This window comes from Fischerella thermalis PCC 7521, assembly GCF_000317225.1.
Lineage (GTDB): Bacteria > Cyanobacteriota > Cyanobacteriia > Cyanobacteriales > Nostocaceae > Fischerella > Fischerella thermalis.
The window spans coordinates 42312-64924 of sequence record NZ_AJLL01000008.1; the positions used below are offsets into that span (position 1 = coordinate 42312).

A 22613-nucleotide genomic window follows, 5' to 3' on the forward strand; every position below is an offset into this window, starting at 1 on the left:
TCTATATGTCATATTTACATTTATTGTGGTTTTTTTGTATCGATATATGGAATTCAATAAATGATGCGACTGTTAAAGTAGTGAGAAAATTCATCGACAAAATACCTTGCAGAAAAAGAAGTGGCAGAGCCACTTCTAAGTAATTCCCAGGTAGAACCTGAAAAACAGTATAACGGGCATAATAAATATAAATAGTATAAAGTAACACTTATTAACTTATATGTTAGTTTTTGTTACTTAGGTGAATATCAAAAATAAAATAAAACATAATATGATGTAACTATTTTCTGGTTAAATTTTAAGCAATGCAAATAAAGAGCAGAGATTTCCCCTCGTCAGGAGCTAGCTTGACACACCTGAAATTCGACATTAGTGCATGACTAAATTTTAGTCTTTTGATTGATTTTCTAAACATCAACTAGTAGTTAAAAAAAGCTTATAAATTGGCTGTATTGATACTAAAATTGGATTTTTATGTAAACTTTAAGGGATAAGTATATTTCGCTATAAATTTATGCAATATTGTCCTTAGATTATTTTCTTGAAGGAGAGGTAAACTCCTTCTCATAATTAGGGTCATGAGTGCCAAGCAGCTTATCCCAAAACGTGAAGTATAGCCCGTAGTGTACTTTATACTTACGGTGATGTATTGAGTGATGGGTCGAACCAATAAACCACTTGCCAAACCATTGGCGAAAAAACCATGAGGGAAATAGCTCAAATCCGAGATGAGTTAATACAGCCCATATAGTCATTGTCATCAGCACAGCAATCAAAGTGATGAAATGAAGTGGAATCAGGAAGACAATCCCTACAAAGAAAAGACCTTGTAAAACCGCTTCTGGCAAGTCGAAAGCAAAGGAAGTCCAAGGTGTTGGATGTCCTGAACGATGATGACCATAGTGCAGCCACTTAAAAAGCAAAGGGTTGTGAAACGCTCGATGGATAAAGTAAAAGTATGTATCCTGGAGGATAAGTACTGCAACAAAGCTAACCCCTAAATACCACAGTCCATACTGGCTTACACAAGTGTACAAGAGTGTTACGCCCGAATCGTATGCTGAGAGAATAAGCGCGGCGCAAAGTCCAAAAAATACCGCAGAGAGAACCGAGAGTTCGACATCCTGTCGAATTGATTTCCACTGGGCAAGTTTCACATTTAGCCCCCGCTTTACCAAAGCCTTTCCCATCAGTGAATAGAAGAAGCAGTATGTTCCCCCTGCAATGAGAAAGTATCGGACTAGAATAATCCCGAAAAATGCCAACCAATATAACCCTAACTTCTCTAAAATCAACAACAAAGTTTGCACTCAATTCAGTTAATTTACAGATTGAAGCGTAACATTTTTAATGATTCCTAACTTCTATCGCAAGCAGTGTTAATTTGACACTTCCAATCCACCGGTGAAACTAGATGGGGTGCTTACTTCACAGGAAGACCTCAACAACCCGACGTATTGAGATGGTTAAATCTATGCCAATGTGATGTAAATTATATTTAAATTTTTCTAGATTATTGCAATTTATTTCCAAACAATTATAATCGTGAATAGTTAAGAAATATAATGTTACAGTTCCATCAAAAGAGTAATTTTACTCACTGGTCATAAATATTCTTACCTTATCCAAGCCTAGCCTATAGTTTGGCAATATCTTGTGAGTAGGGAGACTATGGTTAAAAAGAAATTAATAGCACTCGAGCACTTAAATATTGTTTTGTATGCTTAATATGCCGTAATGTTTAACTATTCCTAGCCATAGACGCTTGAGTCATTAGATAGAATATCATATTTTACTTTTTATTTCGATAGATTGAAAAATCTATCATCCTCCTGGCTGTTACTCAACCTTGATCGTCATCGTATCGTTCAGGTTATAACCACCGAGACAGGTGGACTGAATCTTTACTTGTCCAACTTAACACAACTAAATTAATATTTTCCTCTAGTGAAGACTCTATCTACCTCTACTGAAGAAGTACTAGAACACCTGCCTCATATAGAACTACTACAACCCCTAACAGTATCAGACCCGATACTCAAGCCAGACTCACCGCCGAAAATTTCTAAGCAAGCCACTCGAACTAGCCTGAAGGCATCAACCCTAGATGGAGTGTTTGCTACCATTTTTTCCAATATTACTGGCGGTGTATTACTGGTGAACTTTTTACTCCAGCTGGGTGCTAGTCCAGTAGAAATTGGCTTGCTATCTTCAATTCCCCTGCTGGTAAATTTTTTGCAACCAGTGGGAGCTTATCTTGCCGATCGCACTTCTAGCCGCCATTGGTATACTCTGGCGATTTTCGGTTCTTCTAGGCTACTTTGGTTGATTTTAGTGGCGGGTATTGCCTGGTTCTCCTGTTCTAATACCGCACCCCACCAATTAGTAATCTGGACACTGGGAATAATTCTAGTCACCAATGTTTTAGGAGCCTTGGGCGGTTGCGCCTGGTTCAGCTGGATGGCTGCTTTAGTTCCTCCTCGCTTGCGAGGGCGTTATTTTGGTTTTCGCAATAGTGCTGCTAGCTTAGCTAATCTCTTGTCTGTGCCATTACTCGGATTTGCTGTCTCGGTCTGGCCTGGTGGCACAATCCAAGGTTATGGCATACTTTTGTTGCTGGGAGTGGTTATTGGTCTAGTCAGTTTGGCGTGTCAGTTTTGGATGGTAGATGTCAATCCACAAAATTTCCACTCTGGCGAAGCCTTATCCCAACAGGAGAAAATTTTTAGCAGTGAGCAACCAAAGGCGTTTAGTTTCCTTAAAGACCTCAATTTCTTGAAATTTTTGCTCTATTTTGGCCTGTGGACATTCGCAATGAACCTCAGCGCCCCGTTTTTTAACCTTTACATGCTGAAAAACTTAGGCTTAAACCTAAGTACAGTCACAATTTACACCAGTTTGATAGCTGGAGCTAACTTAGTTATGTTAGTACTCTGGGGCAAGCTGGCGGATAGAGTAGGAAATCGTCCAGTGTTATTGTTAGTTGGCATTTTAATAGCATTAACACCCTTATTCTGGTTGGCTGCTGGCAATAACTCAGTTTCTGTGTGGCTATGGCTACCGCTTATCCACTTGGTAACTGGCGGTTTTGGAGCAGCGATCGAGTTATGCAACAGTAATATTCAGATGGAAATGGCACCCTTGGATCGTCCTTCTCAGTATTTTGCGATCGCAGCAGCTGTTACTGGTGTTACTGGTGGTTTAGGTTCGACAGTTGGCGGTTTCCTAGCCCAGCTAGATATTATCGGTGGCTTACCTGGATTATTTGCCCTTTCAACTACTGTGCGATTAGTGGCGCTATTACCTCTGGTATTTGTACAAGAACCACGCAGCAAGCCAATTGTTCATGTGATGGGAAAAATCCTGCCCTTTAAGGCAAAACTAGCGTTAGTTTCAGCAGAGAAAATGGCGGCTTAACACAAGGGTTAGTACACAACAAAAATCCTTCCTTCAAGAGGAAGGATTTCATTTTTTGATGCAGCATGGTGCATTTCATGTCCGCTTGAGGACTTATATTATCCGTTGGGGTTGGTAATTGGTAATGGGTAATGGGTAATTGTAATTAAGATACTGATAATTTTTCAATGCCAATCTCTAACTAGCAACCTAATCTCCACTTCCTAATCTCTTTTCTTCCTCTTCTTCCATCAGTTCTGCATTCCCTTGCAAAGGTCTAACAACTCGTGCGATCGCTTCTTGGATAAAAGCCTTCATAAATTCATCGCGGCGATTAAGTTGAAACTGACGCTGCACTACCTCCGTCATCCCGCCGTCGCCCCAATCTTGATCATTACGAAAGTATTCAATAAAGCTTTTACCAGCGATGCGTGTCAGATACGCAGCTGTCACACCTTGAATTCCTCTACCGATAATAAAAGTACCGACATTGAGTTGCAAAGCTGTAGAAAGTAACTCCAATGCACCTTTAACAATCCCTAAACCGGCGATTGTTTTCGCCAGAGACAGCGCTAATTCCCGCCCCCGTTCCATGTTTAATTCACAACCGTAAACTCTGCCAATTTCTACAACCATTTGGGCGTTGACAGCAGCTGTTGCCAGTAAATCTACCATGGGTAATGGTGTAACTGACACCACTCCTGCACCAATCCACTGAAATCGTTCTACGATTTTGTCAGCTTGACGGCGACGTTGACTATCAATTAGTTTGCGCGCTTCTTCTCCTAGACGCAGCGATTGCAGAAGAATGTTATCTGCCACTAAATCTTCACCTTCTGCACGTAAAATTGCCGCCATTCGCCGCAGCAAGGGTATAATTTCTGGCTCTGGTTGGAACATTTCGCCAGTTTCTAGCTGGGCGGGTTGGGGATTGGCAGAAATTGCTACCACATCGCTAGCAGCAATAAACCCTCGTACTCTTTGCCGCAATCTAGCGAGGATGGCTTCTTTATCCTCTTCTGTGTACAGGTCTGTTTTATTTAGCACTAACAAAGAGCGTTTTCCGATTTCTGCTAAGGCTCGTAAAGGCTCATATTCCGAGCGTCTGAGGTCATTATCTACTACAAATAACAGTAAATCTGCTGATGTTGCTAGTTCTCTGGCTAGCTGTTCTCTCTCAGTACCCGCTATGCCTGCTTCTAAGATTCCTGGCGTATCGGTAATTAAAATCTTGCGCTCTAAACCCCGTAAGCGCATACAATAGGTTTCTCCTGCGGTGGTAGTTCCCATGGGTGCATCTACTCTGCCTACCATACGTCCTAAAATCGCATTTACCAAAGAAGTTTTGCCAGCACTACCAGTACCAAACACCACGACTTGAATTTCACCTCGTTTGAGGTTGGCTTCAATTTCTCGCGATTTACTGAGTAAGGCTTGACGGGCGACTTCATCTTGAATTTGGGCTACTTGTTGCTTCACAGCTTGCAGGGTGGAAGAAGCTGCTTCTGATTTGGCGGCGGGGATTTGCACTTGTTGACGTTGTCTTTTGGTACGGCGCGATCGCGTCTCGCCAGCTTGAAGTACCAATACGTAATAGACAAAGGCAGCAATTAAAGCACCAATTAAGACAACGATCAAAAACAGGAGTAAATTGCCCAAAAAGGGAGAATAGGACAACTGCCAATAAAGCCGTGACAGAGAGTCAATCAGCCACAGGCAAAGTCCCAAAATGACGATTAGACCGACAATAAGCGTAACGATACGCGACAGAGGCATGGATGGCACAGGCTAAAAAAGGCAGAAGGCAAATTCAGTTGTCAGTTAGCAGTTAGCAATTGATCACTGTTTACTGTTCACTGATTTCATCCTGCTTCTAATATTAATAGTTTCAGTATTTTTCACCAGGGTCGAGAGAAGTATGTTTTGATAAACTGAGAAAAATCTACATATTAAATTTATACTTAGCTGCTAATAACAAGATTTTTTTATGCTAGAAATCCGCCAGATGGAAAACTGCAACATCTTACTAGATCATGATCCCCTTATCTGAATTAAAACATTTGCCAGAGCATTACTACAACCTGGTTAAACGAGTGTTCCATCAGCTCAGTATTCGACAAAAAATTATTCTTGGATATGGTCTTTCCCTGGGAGTTGCAGTTTTAGGAACAACAGCGGGACTGTTGATTGGTAGAAATCACTACCAACAAGCCAGATATCAAATGATCATGGCGGATGAAGAAAGTCATTTATTTAGTACCCTTCAAGGAGAGCTGTTAGAAATCCAGTCCTACCAGCAAGGAATTGTACCTTTTTTGAATCAAAAGCCAAGGCTGCTACAGGAAGCTTCTGAGTTAAAAACTAATGTAGCAGAAGCTGAAAAGTTATTTTCTCAGTTGGAGGAATTTAGTCGAAGTAGATCACAAGCAGATTTACTGGCATTACTAAAAAAGTATGATGGTACTGTCAGCCTTTATTTCCAGCAGTTGAGGACACTTCTAGATCAGATTTCGTCACTAGTTTCTAGCCCCCAGGAAGCGCCAAAAGCACAAGAATTAATTCTGCAATTTAGCCGCAGTACAACTGCACTTGATTTTTATGAATTTAGCCAGGAGTTAAACAAAATTGCCAAAACAGTTCGCGATCGCCAAGAAGAAGCTGATCAAGCCCAAAATCAAGCATCAGTACTGCAAGCTCTAATTATTATTAGTAGCATTTTACTATCAACTGCGATCGCTGCCACTTTGGCTATCTACACAAGTTATATCATTGTACGTCCCTTGCAAACCCTCAATTTTGTTGCCCAAAAAGTCACCCAAGAAAACAATTTTGACTTGCGAGTATCCGTGACAACAAAAGATGAAGTCGGTACTCTCGCTGATTCTCTTAATCAGTTGATCCAACAAGTAAAATATCTTTTAAAAGAACAAAAAGCTGAGGCTGAAGCACGACTCATTCAAAGCGAAAAGCTATCTAGCTTAGGTAGAATGATTGCTGGTATTGCTCATGAAATCAATAATCCCATAAATTTTATCTATGGTAATTTAAGCAGTGCCAAAACCTATATAAACGACTTATTTGACTTATTGCAAACATATAAAGTTGAATTTCCCGATCCTAACCCAGCAATAGAAGCGAAAAAAGAAGATATTGACTTTGAATTTATCGCAGAGGATTTACCAAAACTCATCAATTCAATCGAATTTGGGGCAGAAAGGACACGAGAAATCATCCGGAGTTTAAAGGATTTTTCTCGTTTGGATAACTGTGAAGCTCAGTCGGTTAATTTACATACTTGTATAGACAGTACACTATTAATTCTGCAACATCGTCTGAAAAAAGGTATTCAAGTTATTTGCAATTATGGAGATATTCAATCTGTTAGAGGTTATACGGGTTTACTCTATCAAGTATTTATGAACTTGTTAATCAATGCCATTGATGCTTTAGAAGAAAAAGTTGCTCAAGATAGACAATTTGTACCCGTGATTACTATTAACACAGAATCCATGAATAGTGATTGGGTTGTAGTGCGAATAGCGGATAATGGCCCTGGTATTACTATAGAAAATCAAGATAAAATATTTGACACTTTCTTTACAACAAAACCACGAGGTATTGGTACTGGTTTAGGTTTAGCGATTACTCATCAGATAGTTGTCGAAAAACACGGTGGTCAGCTGACTTTTAATTCCGCATTAAACGTGGGAACGGAATTTAGGGTGATTTTGCCAGTTGCGAGAGGGTAGAGGTGGGGAGTGTGGGGAGTGTGGGTAAAAGTAATTCAAAATTCAAAATTAAATGTTCCCTATTCCCTGCTGTCAAGAGTTCGCTATTGCCTATTGCCTAATTTACAATTTTTCCATCAAACATTCTGCAATCCGCTTTGCTGCACCTGCTTTACCCATCCTTCGCAGGCCATTTTCGGCAATGACATGCAATTTATCTGGGTTGGCAAAAAGCGATCGCACTGCTTGGGCAACTTCATGGGGTTCTTCTACTAAAATGACGCTTGGCCCCAAAAGCCGACTTTGGGTTTGTGCAAACTTGGGGTTAAACTGCGGCCCTTTTCCTGGCATAGTGATTGCTGGTTTACCCAAACCAACAAATTGTTCTGTTGCTGTTCCTGCCATTGCGATCGCGATATCTGCCATATGCAGGCAGTCGTTGTAAGCTTTTTGTGTCAAGATAAAATATGCATTTTTTTGGTAAAAAGTCAATGCACTGTCATCAGGAATTGTCACAGGGCAATCTGGGTGAGGATACCAACCGTGAGATTGGAGAATTTGGTGCATACTAGCAAAGTGTAAACTAGGAGCGATCGCACCTAAAAATACAAATTTGTCCCAATCATGCGTCTGCTGCATATCTATTAATGCAGACACTGCAAGTAAAATTTTCTGCCAGTTAGCGTAAGCTTCTGGAGGGCGTGAACCTGGTAGAAGAGTGATAATTAGCGGTCTACCCAATTCTCGTTTTTCGCTATCAATACTATAAAATCGTGCTGTAGGAAAGGTTGGTTCTAAACCATCCATCATAGGATTTCCCATATCAAAGACGGGAATAGGCCACTTTTGTAATATCTTCGTTGTTAACGAATCCCTGGGAAATACTGCCTTACAACGGTAATGGCTCATTAACCAACGTTCCCAAGGATGGTAAACTGAACCAGAAAAATGCCCCAAGTGCGCCAGTGGATGATCGCGTTTTAATAATCCCTGTTCATCCCGTACATGGTACTCTGATTTTGCTGTGCCTACAAAAGCATATTTAGTACCACTCATCCAAGCAAAAAATAACGGCAAAAGATCCCCCACAGCTAAGATGGCGTGATTTTTGCCAGATTTTTCTTGAGAATTGACCCAACTGCGGATAGTTAGAATTTGGTCAAAAGTCAGTTGTATTAGTCCCCCACCCATATCACGTAGAAACTGCCATCCGTCCATGTAAATAAATCCACCAGAAGGCATGGCACGTACTGAACCAATCAGGGGAATATTTAACTTTTGGTAGGCGTATCCTTCACCTACCAAAGGCAGAGCAAAAATGTCTGGTGGGTGCACCTGCTGCTGAAGTTCCTGTACAATCCGGACTGCGATCGCATCTTCTCCATGACCATTGCTCAAAACTAACAACCGCAGGTGAGAATTTGTTTCTTGGATTTGAGAGTTAGGGGTTAAAGGGGACACTTCACTCATAAGTAGACAGCAACAGGCAAAAGCTAGATTATTTTACATGTTATTTGATCAGGTTAATAAATACACAAAAAACTCATCAACTTGAGCCAGGCTACTCTTTTTGGGATGATGAAGTCTATGTCATATTTAAACATTAATTGCTGAGTATGCTATCTACTACCTTAGGAATCAGCCCGTCCGTCGGAAATTTAATCGTAACTGTGCTGACTTTTATTTATGTTTTTGGGTTAGTAGCGTTGATGAATTTCTGCGTTACTCGTTTTGGTCTACCTCAGGATATTAGTCGCAAAATTACACATATTGGTGCTGGTTCCATCATTATATTTTTGCCATTGTATAGTGACTTACATTGGTCAAAATACCTGAATATTTTAATTATGTTTGTGTGGCTAATCCTTTTAGTACAAAAAGGTTTTTTTGCTGAGCCTAATGATGAGGCTGTCAAAACCATGACTCGTACAGGTGATAGAGGTGAATTACTCAAAGGGCCACTTTATTTTGTAGTTGTAGCTATTATTTGTGGAACTTTATTTTACAAAACTTTTCCTGGGATTGTTGCTATGGCCTGTTTGGGTTGGGGAGATGGTTTTGCACCAATTATTGGCTCAAGATATGGTAGATGGAAATATGAAATATTCAGCAATAAAACAGTGGAAGGAAGCCTGGCAATGTTTATTTTTGCTTTTGCTGCTAGTATATTTTTTGTGTGGCTAATTATTCCCAGCAATTTTAATATTAGTCGGATTTTCATAGTTGCTCTTGTTGCAGTTTTGGTGGAAGGATGTAGTCCAAAAGAAATAGATAATCTTTTAATTCCAGCTACAGTTATTGCAACAACAAGTTTGGTTTGATTTCAATTAGGAATATGAGAGGTTGCACCAGATTTTCACAGGGGCTAATAGCTAAAGTTAGATTTATCTGACTAACAAAGTCTTTTAGTCCGTTGGAAACGGACTTGTGCTATTAGCATTGGAATTTATTCCAAGGCGGGATATGGCTAAACTAATTTCTCTAATTCTGCTCTCAAAGATAGAGGTTGATACCCTAATGCAAAAGCTTTAGAACTGTCTAAGGAAACATCACGGGGTCTGGGGGCAGCCATTTTTACATCTTGTTGTCGACAAGCTTTTAATCCAGTAGTAGGTAATTGAAATATTTCTACTAGTAAACATCCAAAATCATAGCGAGAAATTCTTTCTTGACCACCCAAGTGAATTATTCCTTGTACTTTTTCTAATGCTAGTAACAGTCCTTTGGCTGCGGTAGTGGCACTTACTGGTGTACGAAATTCATCTAGAAATAATTTTAGTTCTTTGCCCTCTTGCAGAGTTTTGATGAACGGCTGTATAAAGCTGGTAGCAGTGGGTGTGGCTGCACCAAACATTAATGGCATTCTACACACAGCAGTCATCGGATAGCGTTCTAACATTCCCACTTCTGCCATCACTTTTTGCTCACCGTATCTATTTACAGGACATACGGGATCTGTTTCTCGATAAGGAGGATTTAAGCCATCAAAAACAAGGTCGGTAGATGTAAACACGCAAGGAATAGAAGCATCTGCACACAAATCAGCAATGTTTTGGGAGACTATGACATTAGTTGCGTAAGATTCCTCAGGATGATTTTGGCAATAATTAGGTTGTGATTGTGCTGCGGTATGAATGACTGCGGCTGGCTGAATTTCATTAAATATCTGTTTTAATTCCTGAAAGTTTGTTAAATTGACTTTCTGCAATTTGGTATTGGGAATTTCTACAGCATGAGTCAAGTAGGTTCCATAGACTTCCCAATCTAGATTTGCCAATTGGCAAAGATGCCAACCTAAAAATCCACTAGCTCCAGTAACTAATAGTTTGTGCATCATGAAAATCTCACGCTATTCAGGCAGAGAATAACATGAAATTTACGTCCTTACGTCTTCATAAATATCTGCGATCGCTATTTCTAAGCCTACCGAAGATAATTGTAGATTATCTTCTTTTCCTAGTTCTTCCACAAACCAATTATTTTGATTGTTTTTGCGGTAGACTTCAACCTTAATTTCCGATTCTGAAACTAAAACGTATTCTTGTAAGTTTTGTAATTGCCGATAATTCATCAACTTTTCATTACGATGAATACGTTCCGTTGCCGATGAAAATACTTCCACTATCAAACAAGGTTGACTTTTATAAAATTTTTCTCGATCTTGAGGGTTACAGGTGACAGAGATATTTGGATAATAAAAAATGTTTAAATTAGGGATTCTAATCTTCATCTCTGATGAATAAACTCGATAGTCTGTACAAAACAAATGTGTACGTAATCGAGTCAATATGTTGCTAGTAATGACTTTACTTTTATTACTATCTTCTCGCATTGGATAGACTTGACCCGCAAGATATTCGTGACGAATGCGGCTTTCTAGTTCAAATTGCAAATACTCTTCAACGCTGAGATTCAAAAATTTGCTGTGAGTATACATACTCGGAGACTATGTAAATTTACTAAGTTAAGTTGTCAGAATTTTTTTGAAATCAGCACCCTTGGTTGGAATATCAAACTCTGTTGATAGCCATGACTTTGTAGACGTCGTAGCAACCACACTAACGAAGTCATATCAGATACTTTTGTTCTTCATAGTGAAAATAGCTTGATACTAAGCTAATATCACCCAGTTACTATCTTAAAGTATTACCCTATCAGAACGCTTACGTCTACAGAATCAATTGTTACAATTAAACAAATTTTCTTAGATACAAATAGTTATAAAGTTAAAAACTTTTACATAAATTAACTTTTAGCGATTTTCAAATTCTCTTTTTCTCCTTTTCTTGGCGTACTTGGCGGTTTATTACTCTGCCCCAAAAATTTGCCTTGCCAAACTACTAGTTGTTCACCACATTGATTTTTATAACTTATGTGGTCGAGTACTACCAGTATTCTCAGTAGCAGTCATATTTTATACCTCAGATTTTTTACTTAATTAAATTGTTTCTAGCACTGACCAAATTTCTTGTAGCATTGGCTCTAAACCAGTACCAGTAACAGCAGAAATTAAGAATACTGGGGCGTGGGAAAGATGATTAAGTTGTGTTGCTAATGCCTCTAAATCCACACTTTCCTTATCTACGGCGTCGATTTTGTTGAGAGCTAAAATTTGTGGACGATCTGATAAACCCCTGCCATAATCATGCAATTCTTGTTGAATGATTTTATAGTCTGCGATCGCATCTTCACTAGTTGCATCAATTAAGTGCAACAGCACTCGCGTACGTTCAATATGGCGTAGGAAATCATATCCCAACCCCGCCCCTTGAGAAGCACCTGCAATTAATCCTGGAATGTCGGCAAAAACTGTACCATCACCATTGGGTTTACGCACCACACCCAGATTTGGCACAAGAGTAGTGAAGGGATAGTCAGCAATTTTGGGGCGTGCTGCTGATAAAGCAGATATTAGAGTAGATTTTCCAGCATTTGGTAAACCAATAATCCCTACTTCTGCCAGAAGTTTTAACTCCAAACGCAGCTGCTTAACTTCTCCTGGTAACCCTGGTAAAGCATACTCTGGGGCGCGATTACGGTTACTCAAAAAATACTGATTACCCAGTCCACCTTTACCACCTTTAGCAACTAGCAACTCTTGCCCAGGTTCTACCAAATCCCCCAGTATTTCCTCTGTTTCGGCATCATAAACTACCGTACCGCAGGGAACTTCGATCACCAAATCCTTGCCATTTGCCCCGGTGCGATTATTTGGACCACCGCGGGAACCATTTTCTGCTTGGAAACGATGGTTGTATCTGAAGTCAAGTAAGGTTTGCAGACTTTCTACAGCACGTAAAAGCACCGAACCGCCTTTTCCACCATTACCGCCAGATGGACCACCTGCTGGTACATACTTTTCTCGTCGGAAAGCGACGATCCCATCGCCTCCCTTACCTGCTGCTACTTCAATTTCTGCTTGATCAATGAATTGCATAAATGGGTAATGGGTAATGGGTCATTGTTATTAGCCATCAAGCACTAACAATTAACCACTAACTACTAACTAATAACTACTAAACCTAAACCATTAACTAAATATATTCCGAAACATCCTCACCACATTCATCTGCTAAATAGGAGAGGGCGCGGAAACGTAAGCCGACTAGCTGATCATAAAGCGGATTAAGTTTACACAACGGTGGGATATGCACGATTTTGCGTCCAAATAGCTTCACATCACGCTCAAATGGACACTGGGAAGGAATCATTTTGCATAAAAAGCGTGCAACTCTGGGATCTTGGATGTCTAGTCCATCTAGCCAGTCGCGAACTGGCTGTAATGCGTCAAGTTGACGCTTTGTAGGTGCGATAACTAAAGGAGTCTCTAACTGCTGTTCTACTGGCTCTGTGGGATGAAATTCTAAAGTATGACGCAGAGCCTCAAGTAAGTTCTCCGGTTCTCCCAAAGCCTTACACAACTCATGTAGAAGATAATCTTCACTTTTAGAATATGTACCATCAGCGATCGCCACCATCACAGCTGTACGTAAGAAATTTTCTGCTGCTGGCGTACCGCGACCTAAAACAGTAGCCAATTCCTCTGGTTCAATAACATCTAAAGACTCTAAGTTGGTCTCAGGAGCCAGTTTATCCTTGGTGATGCTGGCAATTAATTCTTGTTCTTGGTCGTCAAAGTCACCATCTGCCCAAGCAATAGTCAGTAATCCACGCAGCCATGCTGCTATTTGTTCACTACTGTAGGGAGATTGAACGGCACTTGTCATAAACTCACGCCTCTAGCTTTTCCCAAATCCATACTAGTACAAGAAGGCATGAGGCTGAAGACAGCATAAACTTTTCAAGTATTTTATATGGTAATTTTATTTACAATTTTAAATTTTCTTATGTCTAACCCTCTCTTTATCGTTTTTTGTTGTGTTAAGATTATTGAGAATTTTTTTAATTAAGCTCTCTAAAAAGGGTTAGTTACAGGTTGAGTCCCAAGAATATCAAGATTAAATCAAAGGTATAAAAATGTTTTATTTTGGCATTGAGCATGAAGTTGCTTTTCTAAACTCAGAAGGAGAGTTTGCAGATTTTTCTTGCACAAAATTTACTGATTTTAATCAAATTATCGAACCACTACCCATATACCCTCACGACTCAACGCAATTATGTATTGGAGATGCTGGTATTAGGAAAAAAAGGTGGTACATCGAAGGATTTGAGAGATTTGCAGAAGATCAAAAACTCATAGATTGTATTCCCAAAGGAATTGAAATCAGAACAACAATAAATCCTGATATTAAATCTGCTATTAATGAATTGTCAGAAAGTTTTTGCTTACTACGTCAAGTGGCTGCAAAATTTGATTTTTCACCAATTTTAGTTAGTTTTAATCCCTACAAAACTGTTTTTCAGCCTGATCCTCCACTTAATAAATATGAACGTAGTATCTTGCAGGCTAACCCTGATGAACAAACTGCTCATATTTTTATGGTTAGTTATGGACCAGATTTAAATTTATCATTCCCTGGTTTATCTTATGAAAGTTTAATTGATATTGCAAAAAAATTAACTTATTACAGTCCTTATATTGTTCCTTTTAGTTTTAGTTCTCCTTTTTATCAAGGTGATTTGTGGCAAGGTTTATCGGTAAGGACATTTATCAGAACAGGTAAAAGAGCCGCAGCAATTGTATTTGTAGAAAAACCTGAACAGTTGATTCAGTCTACACCTTCGCTGACAAAAATCGCACGCATTCCCGCAGAAGTTGGTCGAATAGAATTCAAATCATTTGATAGTTGTGATGACTTTTCGATGTATGCTGCATTACTAGCATTATTGAAAGGTCTAGTTTTGGATACATCATTACCAGGAAGAGCAATAATTCCAGATGCTGAAAGACATCAAATCTCTGCAAAAGAAGGATTTAACAATCAAGAGATTTTCGCGATCGCTTCCCAAGTTTTGCAAGCTGCGGAAGTTGCATTAGGCGAAGATCCAGACGTGAATTTGCTCGCACCCCTTAAAGACATACTTAACAACCGAGAAACAAGAGCTTGCATGATGATTAGTGATTTCAAAAAACTCGGTTCAATAGAACAGGTTTTGAAAAATAGTTACTCAGGACTAGTGTAAGGTAACAAGATCCCCGACTTTTTAGAAAAGTCGGGGATCTGTATCACTCCGTCTTCAAATAAAGCTTTAACGCTTCATCCACCACATCCGTCATCGACTTACCTTGACTTTGAGCAGTTTTCTTCAGCACCGCATAAATATCATCCCGGACAGTAATCCGATGGCGTCCAACATTTGCAGCTTTAGCAAGCTTGGATTTGTAGGATTCAGTAAACTTACGAATTGCATCAAACCCAACGCGATCGCAAAAATCCCCAAAGCTTTCACCTTTTTTACGTGACTTTTTAAAGTACACAAAAATTGGCTCTAGGAAAGTTTCTAGATCATTATGATGTAACTTATCAATATAAGCCTTGGCCAACCTAGTTTGGTCTGGCGAACCACCCAACCATATCTGATAACTTTCGGGAGCGCTACCCACAAACCCTAATTCTGCCATATACGGACGAGCGCAACCGTTGGGGCATCCTGTCATTCTTACCACAAAATGCTCATTTGGTAAACCCACTTTATTTAACAAAGCGCGAATCCGTTCTAGAATTCCGGGAATAGCTCGTTCTGATTCCGTAATTGCTAAACCGCAAGTAGGTAAGGCTGGACAAGCCATCGAGTAACGGAAAATCTGGTCAATGCTATCAATATTGGTGACAACACCATAACCATTGAGAGTCTCTTCAATAGCTTGTTTATTCTCGGGTGCAATATCGTAGAGAATCACATTTTGATGGGGAGTCAAGCGGATAGGCAAGTTGTACTGCTCGACTATTTGCCGTAAAGCGGTTTTCAGTTGGAAGTCGCCTTCATCTTTGATCCGGCCATTGTCGATGGAAATACCTAAGAACAGCTTGCCATCACCTTGTTCATGCCAACCGAGGAAATCCTCGTATTTCCACTGTGGTAGAGGTTTGAAAGGTTCTAGCGGTTTGCCAAAATATTCTTCCACCATCGCCCGAAACTTATCAACGCCCCAATCATGGATTAGATATTTTAATCTGGCGTGACGACGGTCTGTGCGATCGCCATAATCTCTTTGAGTGGCGACGATCGCTTTCACCATATCATAAACATCTTCTTTTGCCACGTAGCAAATTTCATCTGCAACTCTGGCGAAAGTTTCTTCTTTGTTGTGTGTACGTCCTAAACCACCACCAGCAAAGACATTAAATCCTGCTAGTTCTCCTTCGTTATCAGTAATTACCACTAAGGTGAGGTCTTGACTGTACAAATCAATCGAGTTGTCACCGGGAACTGTAACGCAAACCTTGAATTTGCGTGGCATGTAGTATGTGCCATAAATAGGTTCTTCTTTGTCGTGAAAAATAGTACCAGTGCCATTGCGTTCTCTTGCTGCTTTGACTTCTGGGTTTTCTTCACCACTGATGGCTTTTTCGCCATCTAACCAAATTTCGTAGTAAGCACCGGTTTGCGGTGTAAGTAACTCAGCGACATTCTCGGCATATTCCCAGGCGTACTGGTATTCTTTACTGTTTTTAAAAGGTGCTGGAGGAGCCATAACATTGCGGTTCAAGTCACCACAAGCTCCCAGCGTCGAACCCATGTTTGTGACAATACTAGCGATCGCTGCTTTGAGATTTTTCTTTAAAATTCCGTGTAACTGAAATCCTTGCCTGGTAGTAGCACGCAAAGTATGATTGCCATATTCATCAGCTAGTTTATCTAGAGCCAGATATAACTGCGGCGGTACAAAACCACCAGGATTTTTTGTCCGCAGCATAAACTGATAATCTTTTTCCTGCCCTTTTACCCGATTATCCCGGTTATCCTGCTGATAAGATCCGTGAAACTTAAGGATTTGTACCGCATCTTCGCTAAAATGCGTTGTATCCTGGAGAATTTCTGTAGCGACTGGTTCACGCAAAAAATTACTGCGTTCTTTGATTGCTTCTACTTTAGAAGGCTTACGGCTGGCGATGGGAAGAGGAGCGGATTTAACCATTGCTAATTATATGTGTTCTCAAGAAGGCATCGGTAAGCGCCGAAGCGTGAATTTAGAAGCACCCATTCGGCTAATTGTTTCCCGGTAATCCGGTCGGCAATAAGAAGAATAGTCTAATTTTAACACGACAAAAAGCTGGGTTTTTCAGTAATACAATAATTAGCAAACCCAGCAATGTTACTTATAAATTATCAGTTATTTGTTACGTTCTCCAAAAATTTTTTGGCTAACCAAACAACCAAGCTACTTAAATCGATAGCCGATACCGCCATTAATGCTCACAGCAGAAGCAGAGCTATTTTCATAAGCATTAATTCCTAAAGTGGTATTACCATAAACGAGAAAGTTTTTAGCAACTTCAGATTCTACACCCGCAACCACTGCCACAGCATCTTTGTTACCACTGGGAGTTGGTTTACCGTTTGACTCCACAAATTGATAACCAACACCGACAAAAGCATTAGTGTTATTAGCAATACCCACATCAGCGGAAACATAGGGGGTGATTGCGCTCGTCTCACTACTAAAGTTGATTTGACCGCGTGCAGAGAAAGGAGTGCTACCAAGCTTCAAACGACCAGCAACATTACCACCGAATGTAGCGTCATCATTGTTTTGTCCGCCGCTGGTGACACCAGCAGCAAAACCAGCACCGACGTAGCTAGCATCTGTACCTTTTTTAATAGGAACAGGTTGAGCAGAAGCAGTATCAATTGATAGAAAAACAGGAGCAATTACCAAAGAAGATAAAGCAGAAATTGTCAAAACAGACTTGAAAAATCTTTGCATATCTTTGACCAAAAAATTGTATGATTTGCTTGTATATGTAATGTCGAAAATAGTACAAATATGTTCCAAGATTTTTCTAAAAAAATTGCATGATTTGAATCTTGCAGCAATATTAACAAGCCTAAATTTTAGCCCGGAAAACAGTCCTAGCGATCATCTACGGTCAATATGGCAGTTGCAAGTTTAAATAAATATATAAATATGTCAATAATTCATTCAATCCAATTTTTGGGATATCAAATAGACAGTTTTTGTAATGGCACAATATGAAAAAAATAGTTTGACAAGAAACATTTTTTCTAAGGATTCGTCTTCTATTTCTCAAATTATTAATTGCATATTCAATATTACCTAAACACGAAAACTTCATACATCAAATATGATTGTCCTTTCTATAGGACACCTATTTGATTTTTAAAACACTAGTAGTCTGACAAGCCAACGCAAGCTAAGTAAAGACAATTAATATCTTGATGTGTATTATTTTTGCAAACTATTTCGGAATTAAGTCTAAGGAATGAGTTCGATCTAGGATTTAATTAGTAGCTCTTGACATAGGAGAATTACTATGTTCTTGATGCATAAACCCTCAGGAACTCTAGTCGAGATTTTGACTCTAGACCGACTCTTCAACCCCTGTATCAAAGAAGTAATGGGGGTAACTCACGCAGGTGAAGAATTACAAGAACCTGATTCATACATGAAGTGGGAAATGATGTTCCCCTCTGGTGAGTCTTTACCGCGTTGTTGGCTAGATTCGCACTATCGTGATACGGAACACTATATTCGTAATCAGGAGTTTAGTGTTGCAGGGAATGGGTAATGGTTATTAATCATTCCTGATCCCCTGTCTCCCATCCCCGTTCCCTTTTATTGTTCTGATTGCAATGCTGTAATACTTCTTAAGACAGCGACTGAAGTATGAGTTTGACTCAAAGACATTCTTTCTTAGGAAGGTCGTTATTCTCTGAGGACATACCTATGGTTGAGATCAGAAAGATTTTATCCTGATTCTAGTCTGATCAAAAACCATGCAAGCTCAATCGGAAGTATACACTCTTAATCCCAAAATAGAAAGAATTGCCAACATTTTGCATCTTGTTGGTTGGGTTAGCTTCTGGTTACAGCTTGGGTTGGGAGCAGCTTCCGCACTAATGTTAATATTTGCCATTTCAGGTCGTAACTTTAGTCAAGCAGTAGCACCCACCCCAGGAGTACCAGTTCCTACCTACACTCAAGGCACAACCCCTGGAATTGGCATTAGTATATTTTGGGGAATTTGTGGCATTTTAGCTCTGTTATTTACTCTTTATTTAGCTTTTCGCATCACTCGCTTTTCCAAACGACTCCGCAATCCTGATCCCGCCTTACATCCACACAAAGCAGAAGTCATGAAAGTACTGCGAGTTGCTGTGATTGCTGGTTTTGTTGGCATGTTGCTAACTATTCTGGGAGGAGGCTCAGGCTTGGGTGTGCTACTGTCAAAATCTATCGCCCAGCCCCAGGGAGTAGCAATCTATGACCCGAATCGTATTATTCGCTCGCTCGATATTTTTGTCGCTACGGCTAGTATGACTGGTATCACTGCTCATTTTATAGGGGCAGTTGCTTCTTTGGGACTTTTTAATTGGCTACATCCTGAATTGTAAGCAACTTGTCCGATTCTACAGAAACAGATAAATTGTAGAGACGTTGATCATCTGTCGTCTCTACAAACAAACTCATATATTTTTTTCCTTTGCATTCACCCAAACGATGGCAGGCTTGCCAGAGAGTTTACACCTTGTATTAACAAAGAGCCAATGATATTGAGTACTAAAAATGCCAATATCGGCGAGAAATCCATTCCACCCAAGGGGGGAATGATGTTACGGAAAATGTTCAAATAGGGGTCAGTGATTTGGCTCAAAGCAGCAAATGGTTGATTGTACCAGTTGATGTTGGGGAACCAAGTCAGTAGAACCCTGATAATTAAGAGGGTGCTATAAATATTAATGAAAGTAGCAAGTGTGGAAATCAGTAAATACATGGATTGGTTAGTTTCCTTTCCTGTGTAAGTGTCTATTTTGGTCTTAATATCTTAGATTTTAAGCTAGCTCAGGTCATGGTGTATGTTTTCACCAAATCAGTTAACAGTTACCAGTTTAATTTGATAACTGATAACTGATAAGTCGTTCCCCTTCCCAGCTTTCAAGCATCTTTCGTGAGAGACCTTTCATTCACCGCCTGACTAGAGTTACTATTAACGTTGCCCAGTTGCTGCCGCACTTCATCTATTGTGGCATTCAACTGGGCTATTTTATCTTCCAGGGATCGCCGTGCTGTTTCCATCTCCATGCTGTCGGTTTCTGAACTCTTTATATGACGCCGTCGCAGAGATAATTTTTTGGCTTCTGTTGGGTTAATAGAGATTTGCTCCTCTTGTTCTGCTGCTAACTCGCTATCGCCGCGAGAAGCAACAACTGCACCCAAAACACCACCTACTACACTACCAACTATCGCTCCGAAGAAAAAACCACTTGCAAAACCATCACGCTGACTCATATCTATTACCGCCAATAAAAAAAGCTGCACTTTTGGGTTGGTTAATAACTTTCCACTTCTAGCTGCATACTAGCTTAAGTCCCAAAGGTGCGATCGCCTGCATCCCCCAAACCTGGGACAATAAATCCCCGGTCATTTACTTGCTCATCTATGGTCGCAGTGTAAATTATTAAACCAGGATAAGCCGCACCTAATTTTTGTAAAGCCGGGGGAGCTGCTACCACAGAAATAATTCTAGTTAAAGCCGGATCAACTCCCCGTTGTGTTAATTCTTCCATTGCCTTAATAATTGATCCGCCTGTAGCCAACATCGGATCGGTAATTAGTACTCGTGTTTGAGGATGAAATTTTTCTGGAAGTTTGTTCAAATAACAAGATGGTTGTAGAGTTGTTTCGTCCCGCACTAAACCAAGATGGTAAATTGATGCCAATGGTAGTAATGTTTGGGCTCCTTCTAGCAATCCTAAACCTGCTCGCAAAATTGGCACTACTGCCATTGGAACTTCTGGATCAATATAAGTTGCCGGACAGATACCTAAAGGACTCTGCACCGTTGTATCTTGAGTAGGCAACCATTCTCGGGCAGCTTCATAGGTAAGCCAGCGTCCCAATTCAGTCATTGCACTGCGAAATAATACTGAAGGTGTGGCAGCATCGCGGGCAACTGCTAACCAATGCTTGATTAAAGGATGCGGTGGAACATAAACACGCAATTGTAGCGTCATAGCCGGAATTAGGCGTTCTGTGATTGTATAACAACTGAAACATCATAATACTCTTTCCGATATCCGGCTATTAGCTAAAATAGGCACTCATCCAACATTGTTGATAATATTTTTCATTAATAGTTGACAGTTTTTCTCAATCAAAGTTATATTAATAGTCAGTGTTCTCCTCTCTTTAAGGATCGGCAGACGGGATTGGCCAGCGATCGCAGGCTTTTCCCTCTTTTTTTTGGGCATAGGGGCGAGGGGAGCCGGGAAATAAATACGTAGAAGATGGTAATTTTAATTGTTATATATACTACATAAAATTAAAAGTAGTTTGTTGATATGGCTAATTCCATAAAGAAAATTCCCAATCCCCAAACCGTGATCACCGATATCTATTATGATGCAATTATCATTGGTTCTGGGATTGGTGGTCTGGTAACAGCAACTCAATTGGCTGCGAAAGGGGCCAAGGTACTTGTTTTAGAACGCTATCTCATTCCAGGTGGCAGCGCTGGCTATTTTGAACGGCACGGTTATCGCTTCGATGTTGGTGCTTCGATGATTTTCGGATTTGGACAACGCGGTACAACCAACTTACTTACCCGTGCTTTAGATGCTGTGAATGTCAGTTTAGAAGTAATTCCCGACATGGTGCAGATTCATTATCATCTGCCTAATGGTCTTGATCTGAAAGTTGAGCGGAATTACGAAAAGTTCTTACAAAATCTCATCACCTATTTTCCCCACGAAGCAAAGGGTATTCGTCGGTTCTATGACGAATGTTGGCGAGTATTTAACTGCTTAAATTGCATGGATCTCTTATCTTTAGAAGAGCCACGCTATTTGATGCGGATGTTTTTTCAACATCCTTTAGCTTGTTTGGGATTATTGAGGTATTTGCCACAAAATGCTGGAGATGTAGCGCGACGATACATAAAAGACCCTCTATTGTTGAAATTTATCGATATGGAATGCTATTGCTGGTCGGTAGTACCAGCAGACATGACACCGATGATCAATGCGGGAATGGTGTTTTCCGACAGGCACTATGGTGGTGTGAACTATCCTAAAGGTGGTGTGGGTCAAATCGCTCAAAAGCTTGTAGAAGGTTTGATTCAAGCTGGAGGTAACATTAAGTACCAAGCAAGAGTCACGCAAATACTCACAGAAAAAGGACGAGCCGTAGGTGTAAAATTAGCTAATGGTCAGATATATCGTGCTAAGCGTATTGTTTCTAATGCTACACGTTGGCATACTTTTCATAAATTACTACCACAAAAAAATTTTCCGTCTAATGAGAAAAAATGGCAGCAATCATATCAAAAATCGCCTAGCTTTTTGACTCTACATATGGGCATTCAGGCATATTGTTTACCTGCCAAGACAGAATGCCATCATATTGTATTAGAAGACTGGGAGAAAATGGCAGATTCTGAAGGTACGATTTTTGTATCGATTCCCACGTTACTTGACCCGGATTTAGCACCAGCTGGTTATCATATCGTTCACGCCTTTACTCCACATTGGATAAATGATTGGCAAGGTCTATCTGCAAAGAATTATGAAGCAAACAAAGAGAAAGCTGCTTGGCGAATTATCGAGCGCCTGGAGAAGATATTTCCGGGGTTAGATGCAAGCTTAGACTACTTGGAAGTGGCAACACCACGCACTCATCGTCGCTTTTTAGGTCGTGAGGATGGTACTTACGGGCCAATTCCGCGACGTAAATTGCGGGGATTGCTAGCAATGCCGTTTAATAGAACAGCAATTCCAGGTCTTTATTGTGTAGGAGATAGTACATTTCCTGGACAGGGTTTGAATGCAGTGGCTTTTTCTGGTTTTGCCTGCGCTCATCGAATCGCGGTAGATTTGGGGTTGGATTAGGAATTAAGTACAAGAAAA

General features: G+C 40.1%; 19 protein-coding genes. 7 read left to right on the top strand and 12 right to left on the bottom strand.

Annotation, left to right across the window (positions count from 1 at the left end; genetic code table 11):
* Positions 1-533: 533 nt before the first annotated feature.
* A complete protein-coding gene (locus UYK_RS0101910) occupies positions 534-1310 on the bottom strand; it encodes a sterol desaturase family protein (protein ID WP_009455411.1) in 777 nt (258 codons plus the stop codon).
* A 637-nt stretch (positions 1311-1947) separates the two neighbouring features.
* On the opposite strand from UYK_RS0101910, the gene UYK_RS0101915 reads away from it, so the two are divergent.
* A complete protein-coding gene (locus tag UYK_RS0101915; protein ID WP_009455412.1) occupies positions 1948-3417 on the top strand; it encodes an MFS transporter in 1470 nt (489 codons plus the stop codon).
* 189 nt (positions 3418-3606) lie between these two features.
* Here the strand turns inward: UYK_RS0101915 and UYK_RS0101920 are convergent, their stop codons facing one another.
* A complete protein-coding gene (locus UYK_RS0101920; RefSeq protein WP_009455413.1) occupies positions 3607-5172 on the bottom strand; it encodes a YcjF family protein in 1566 nt (521 codons plus the stop codon).
* 257 nt (positions 5173-5429) lie between these two features.
* On the opposite strand from UYK_RS0101920, the gene UYK_RS0101925 reads away from it, so the two are divergent.
* Complete coding sequence (locus UYK_RS0101925; protein WP_016870820.1) at positions 5430-7145, top strand: sensor histidine kinase; 1716 nt, start codon at positions 5430-5432, stop codon at positions 7143-7145.
* Positions 7146-7247: 102 nt separating this feature from the next.
* Here UYK_RS0101925 and UYK_RS0101930 read toward each other — a convergent pair whose 3' ends face one another.
* A complete protein-coding gene (locus UYK_RS0101930; protein WP_016870821.1) occupies positions 7248-8594 on the bottom strand; it encodes a lipid-A-disaccharide synthase-related protein in 1347 nt (448 codons plus the stop codon).
* A gap of 146 nt (positions 8595-8740) precedes the next feature.
* Between UYK_RS0101930 and UYK_RS0101935 the strand changes: the two genes are divergently transcribed.
* Positions 8741-9445 carry a diacylglycerol/polyprenol kinase family protein gene (locus tag UYK_RS0101935; RefSeq protein WP_009455416.1) on the top strand — a complete coding sequence of 235 codons (705 nt, stop codon included), beginning with the start codon at positions 8741-8743 and terminating at the stop codon, positions 9443-9445.
* A gap of 146 nt (positions 9446-9591) precedes the next feature.
* Here the strand turns inward: UYK_RS0101935 and UYK_RS0101940 are convergent, their stop codons facing one another.
* From UYK_RS0101940 to UYK_RS0101955, 4 genes are all read right to left on the bottom strand, one after another.
* Positions 9592-10458 carry an SDR family oxidoreductase gene (locus UYK_RS0101940; RefSeq protein ID WP_026086334.1) on the bottom strand — a complete coding sequence of 289 codons (867 nt, stop codon included), beginning with the start codon at positions 10456-10458 and terminating at the stop codon, positions 9592-9594.
* Positions 10459-10500: 42 nt separating this feature from the next.
* Positions 10501-11061 (bottom strand): Uma2 family endonuclease, encoded by a 561-nt coding sequence (locus tag UYK_RS0101945; protein WP_016870823.1) that lies wholly within the window; start codon positions 11059-11061, stop codon positions 10501-10503.
* A gap of 501 nt (positions 11062-11562) precedes the next feature.
* Positions 11563-12561, bottom strand: coding sequence for a GTPase ObgE (gene obgE, locus UYK_RS0101950; RefSeq protein WP_009455419.1), 999 nt, complete (start codon positions 12559-12561; stop codon positions 11563-11565).
* A 97-nt stretch (positions 12562-12658) separates the two neighbouring features.
* Positions 12659-13351: a Mo-dependent nitrogenase C-terminal domain-containing protein gene (locus UYK_RS0101955; protein ID WP_009455422.1), complete on the bottom strand. Its 693-nt coding sequence runs from the start codon at positions 13349-13351 to the stop codon at positions 12659-12661.
* 250 nt (positions 13352-13601) lie between these two features.
* Between UYK_RS0101955 and UYK_RS0101960 the strand changes: the two genes are divergently transcribed.
* Complete coding sequence (locus tag UYK_RS0101960) at positions 13602-14708, top strand: hypothetical protein (protein ID WP_009455424.1); 1107 nt, start codon at positions 13602-13604, stop codon at positions 14706-14708.
* A 43-nt stretch (positions 14709-14751) separates the two neighbouring features.
* On the opposite strand, the gene sir is transcribed toward UYK_RS0101960, so the two are convergent.
* A complete protein-coding gene (sir, locus tag UYK_RS0101965; protein ID WP_009455427.1) occupies positions 14752-16665 on the bottom strand; it encodes a sulfite reductase, ferredoxin dependent in 1914 nt (637 codons plus the stop codon).
* 243 nt (positions 16666-16908) lie between these two features.
* Complete coding sequence (locus UYK_RS0101970) at positions 16909-17454, bottom strand: porin family protein (protein ID WP_009455429.1); 546 nt, start codon at positions 17452-17454, stop codon at positions 16909-16911.
* A gap of 568 nt (positions 17455-18022) precedes the next feature.
* Between UYK_RS0101970 and UYK_RS0101975 the strand changes: the two genes are divergently transcribed.
* Complete coding sequence (locus UYK_RS0101975) at positions 18023-18277, top strand: hypothetical protein (protein ID WP_009455430.1); 255 nt, start codon at positions 18023-18025, stop codon at positions 18275-18277.
* 208 nt (positions 18278-18485) lie between these two features.
* Positions 18486-19103, top strand: a complete 618-nt coding sequence (locus tag UYK_RS0101980; RefSeq protein WP_009455431.1) for a DUF3611 family protein — start codon at positions 18486-18488, stop codon at positions 19101-19103.
* A gap of 95 nt (positions 19104-19198) precedes the next feature.
* On the opposite strand, the gene UYK_RS0101985 is transcribed toward UYK_RS0101980, so the two are convergent.
* The 3 genes from UYK_RS0101985 to upp all read right to left on the bottom strand — a co-directional run bounded on the left by UYK_RS0101985 (position 19199) and on the right by upp (position 20723).
* A complete protein-coding gene (locus UYK_RS0101985) occupies positions 19199-19483 on the bottom strand; it encodes a YggT family protein (RefSeq protein ID WP_009455432.1) in 285 nt (94 codons plus the stop codon).
* Between the two features lie 161 nt (positions 19484-19644).
* Positions 19645-19998, bottom strand: coding sequence for a ssl2009 family thylakoid membrane protein (locus UYK_RS0101990; RefSeq protein ID WP_009455436.1), 354 nt, complete (start codon positions 19996-19998; stop codon positions 19645-19647).
* 74 nt (positions 19999-20072) lie between these two features.
* Positions 20073-20723, bottom strand: coding sequence for a uracil phosphoribosyltransferase (upp, locus tag UYK_RS0101995; protein ID WP_009455437.1), 651 nt, complete (start codon positions 20721-20723; stop codon positions 20073-20075).
* Positions 20724-21050: 327 nt separating this feature from the next.
* On the opposite strand from upp, the gene crtH reads away from it, so the two are divergent.
* Positions 21051-22595: a carotenoid isomerase gene (gene crtH, locus UYK_RS0102000; protein WP_009455438.1), complete on the top strand. Its 1545-nt coding sequence runs from the start codon at positions 21051-21053 to the stop codon at positions 22593-22595.
* Positions 22596-22613 lie beyond the last annotated feature (18 nt).

Coding starts and splice junctions, on each gene's coding strand:
- UYK_RS0101920 (WP_009455413.1), bottom strand. CDS start 5,172: ATGCCTCTGTCGCGTATCGTTACGCTTATTGTCGGTCTAATCGTCATT.
- UYK_RS0101925 (WP_016870820.1), top strand. CDS start 5,430: ATGATCCCCTTATCTGAATTAAAACATTTGCCAGAGCATTACTACAAC.
- UYK_RS0101930 (WP_016870821.1), bottom strand. CDS start 8,594: ATGAGTGAAGTGTCCCCTTTAACCCCTAACTCTCAAATCCAAGAAACA.
- UYK_RS0101935 (WP_009455416.1), top strand. CDS start 8,741: ATGCTATCTACTACCTTAGGAATCAGCCCGTCCGTCGGAAATTTAATC.
- UYK_RS0101940 (WP_026086334.1), bottom strand. CDS start 10,458: ATGCACAAACTATTAGTTACTGGAGCTAGTGGATTTTTAGGTTGGCAT.
- UYK_RS0101945 (WP_016870823.1), bottom strand. CDS start 11,061: ATGTATACTCACAGCAAATTTTTGAATCTCAGCGTTGAAGAGTATTTG.
- obgE (WP_009455419.1), bottom strand. CDS start 12,561: ATGCAATTCATTGATCAAGCAGAAATTGAAGTAGCAGCAGGTAAGGGA.
- UYK_RS0101955 (WP_009455422.1), bottom strand. CDS start 13,351: ATGACAAGTGCCGTTCAATCTCCCTACAGTAGTGAACAAATAGCAGCA.
- UYK_RS0101960 (WP_009455424.1), top strand. CDS start 13,602: ATGTTTTATTTTGGCATTGAGCATGAAGTTGCTTTTCTAAACTCAGAA.
- sir (WP_009455427.1), bottom strand. CDS start 16,665: ATGGTTAAATCCGCTCCTCTTCCCATCGCCAGCCGTAAGCCTTCTAAA.
- UYK_RS0101970 (WP_009455429.1), bottom strand. CDS start 17,454: ATGCAAAGATTTTTCAAGTCTGTTTTGACAATTTCTGCTTTATCTTCT.
- UYK_RS0101975 (WP_009455430.1), top strand. CDS start 18,023: ATGTTCTTGATGCATAAACCCTCAGGAACTCTAGTCGAGATTTTGACT.
- UYK_RS0101980 (WP_009455431.1), top strand. CDS start 18,486: ATGCAAGCTCAATCGGAAGTATACACTCTTAATCCCAAAATAGAAAGA.
- UYK_RS0101985 (WP_009455432.1), bottom strand. CDS start 19,483: ATGTATTTACTGATTTCCACACTTGCTACTTTCATTAATATTTATAGC.
- UYK_RS0101990 (WP_009455436.1), bottom strand. CDS start 19,998: ATGAGTCAGCGTGATGGTTTTGCAAGTGGTTTTTTCTTCGGAGCGATA.
- upp (WP_009455437.1), bottom strand. CDS start 20,723: ATGACGCTACAATTGCGTGTTTATGTTCCACCGCATCCTTTAATCAAG.
- crtH (WP_009455438.1), top strand. CDS start 21,051: ATGGCTAATTCCATAAAGAAAATTCCCAATCCCCAAACCGTGATCACC.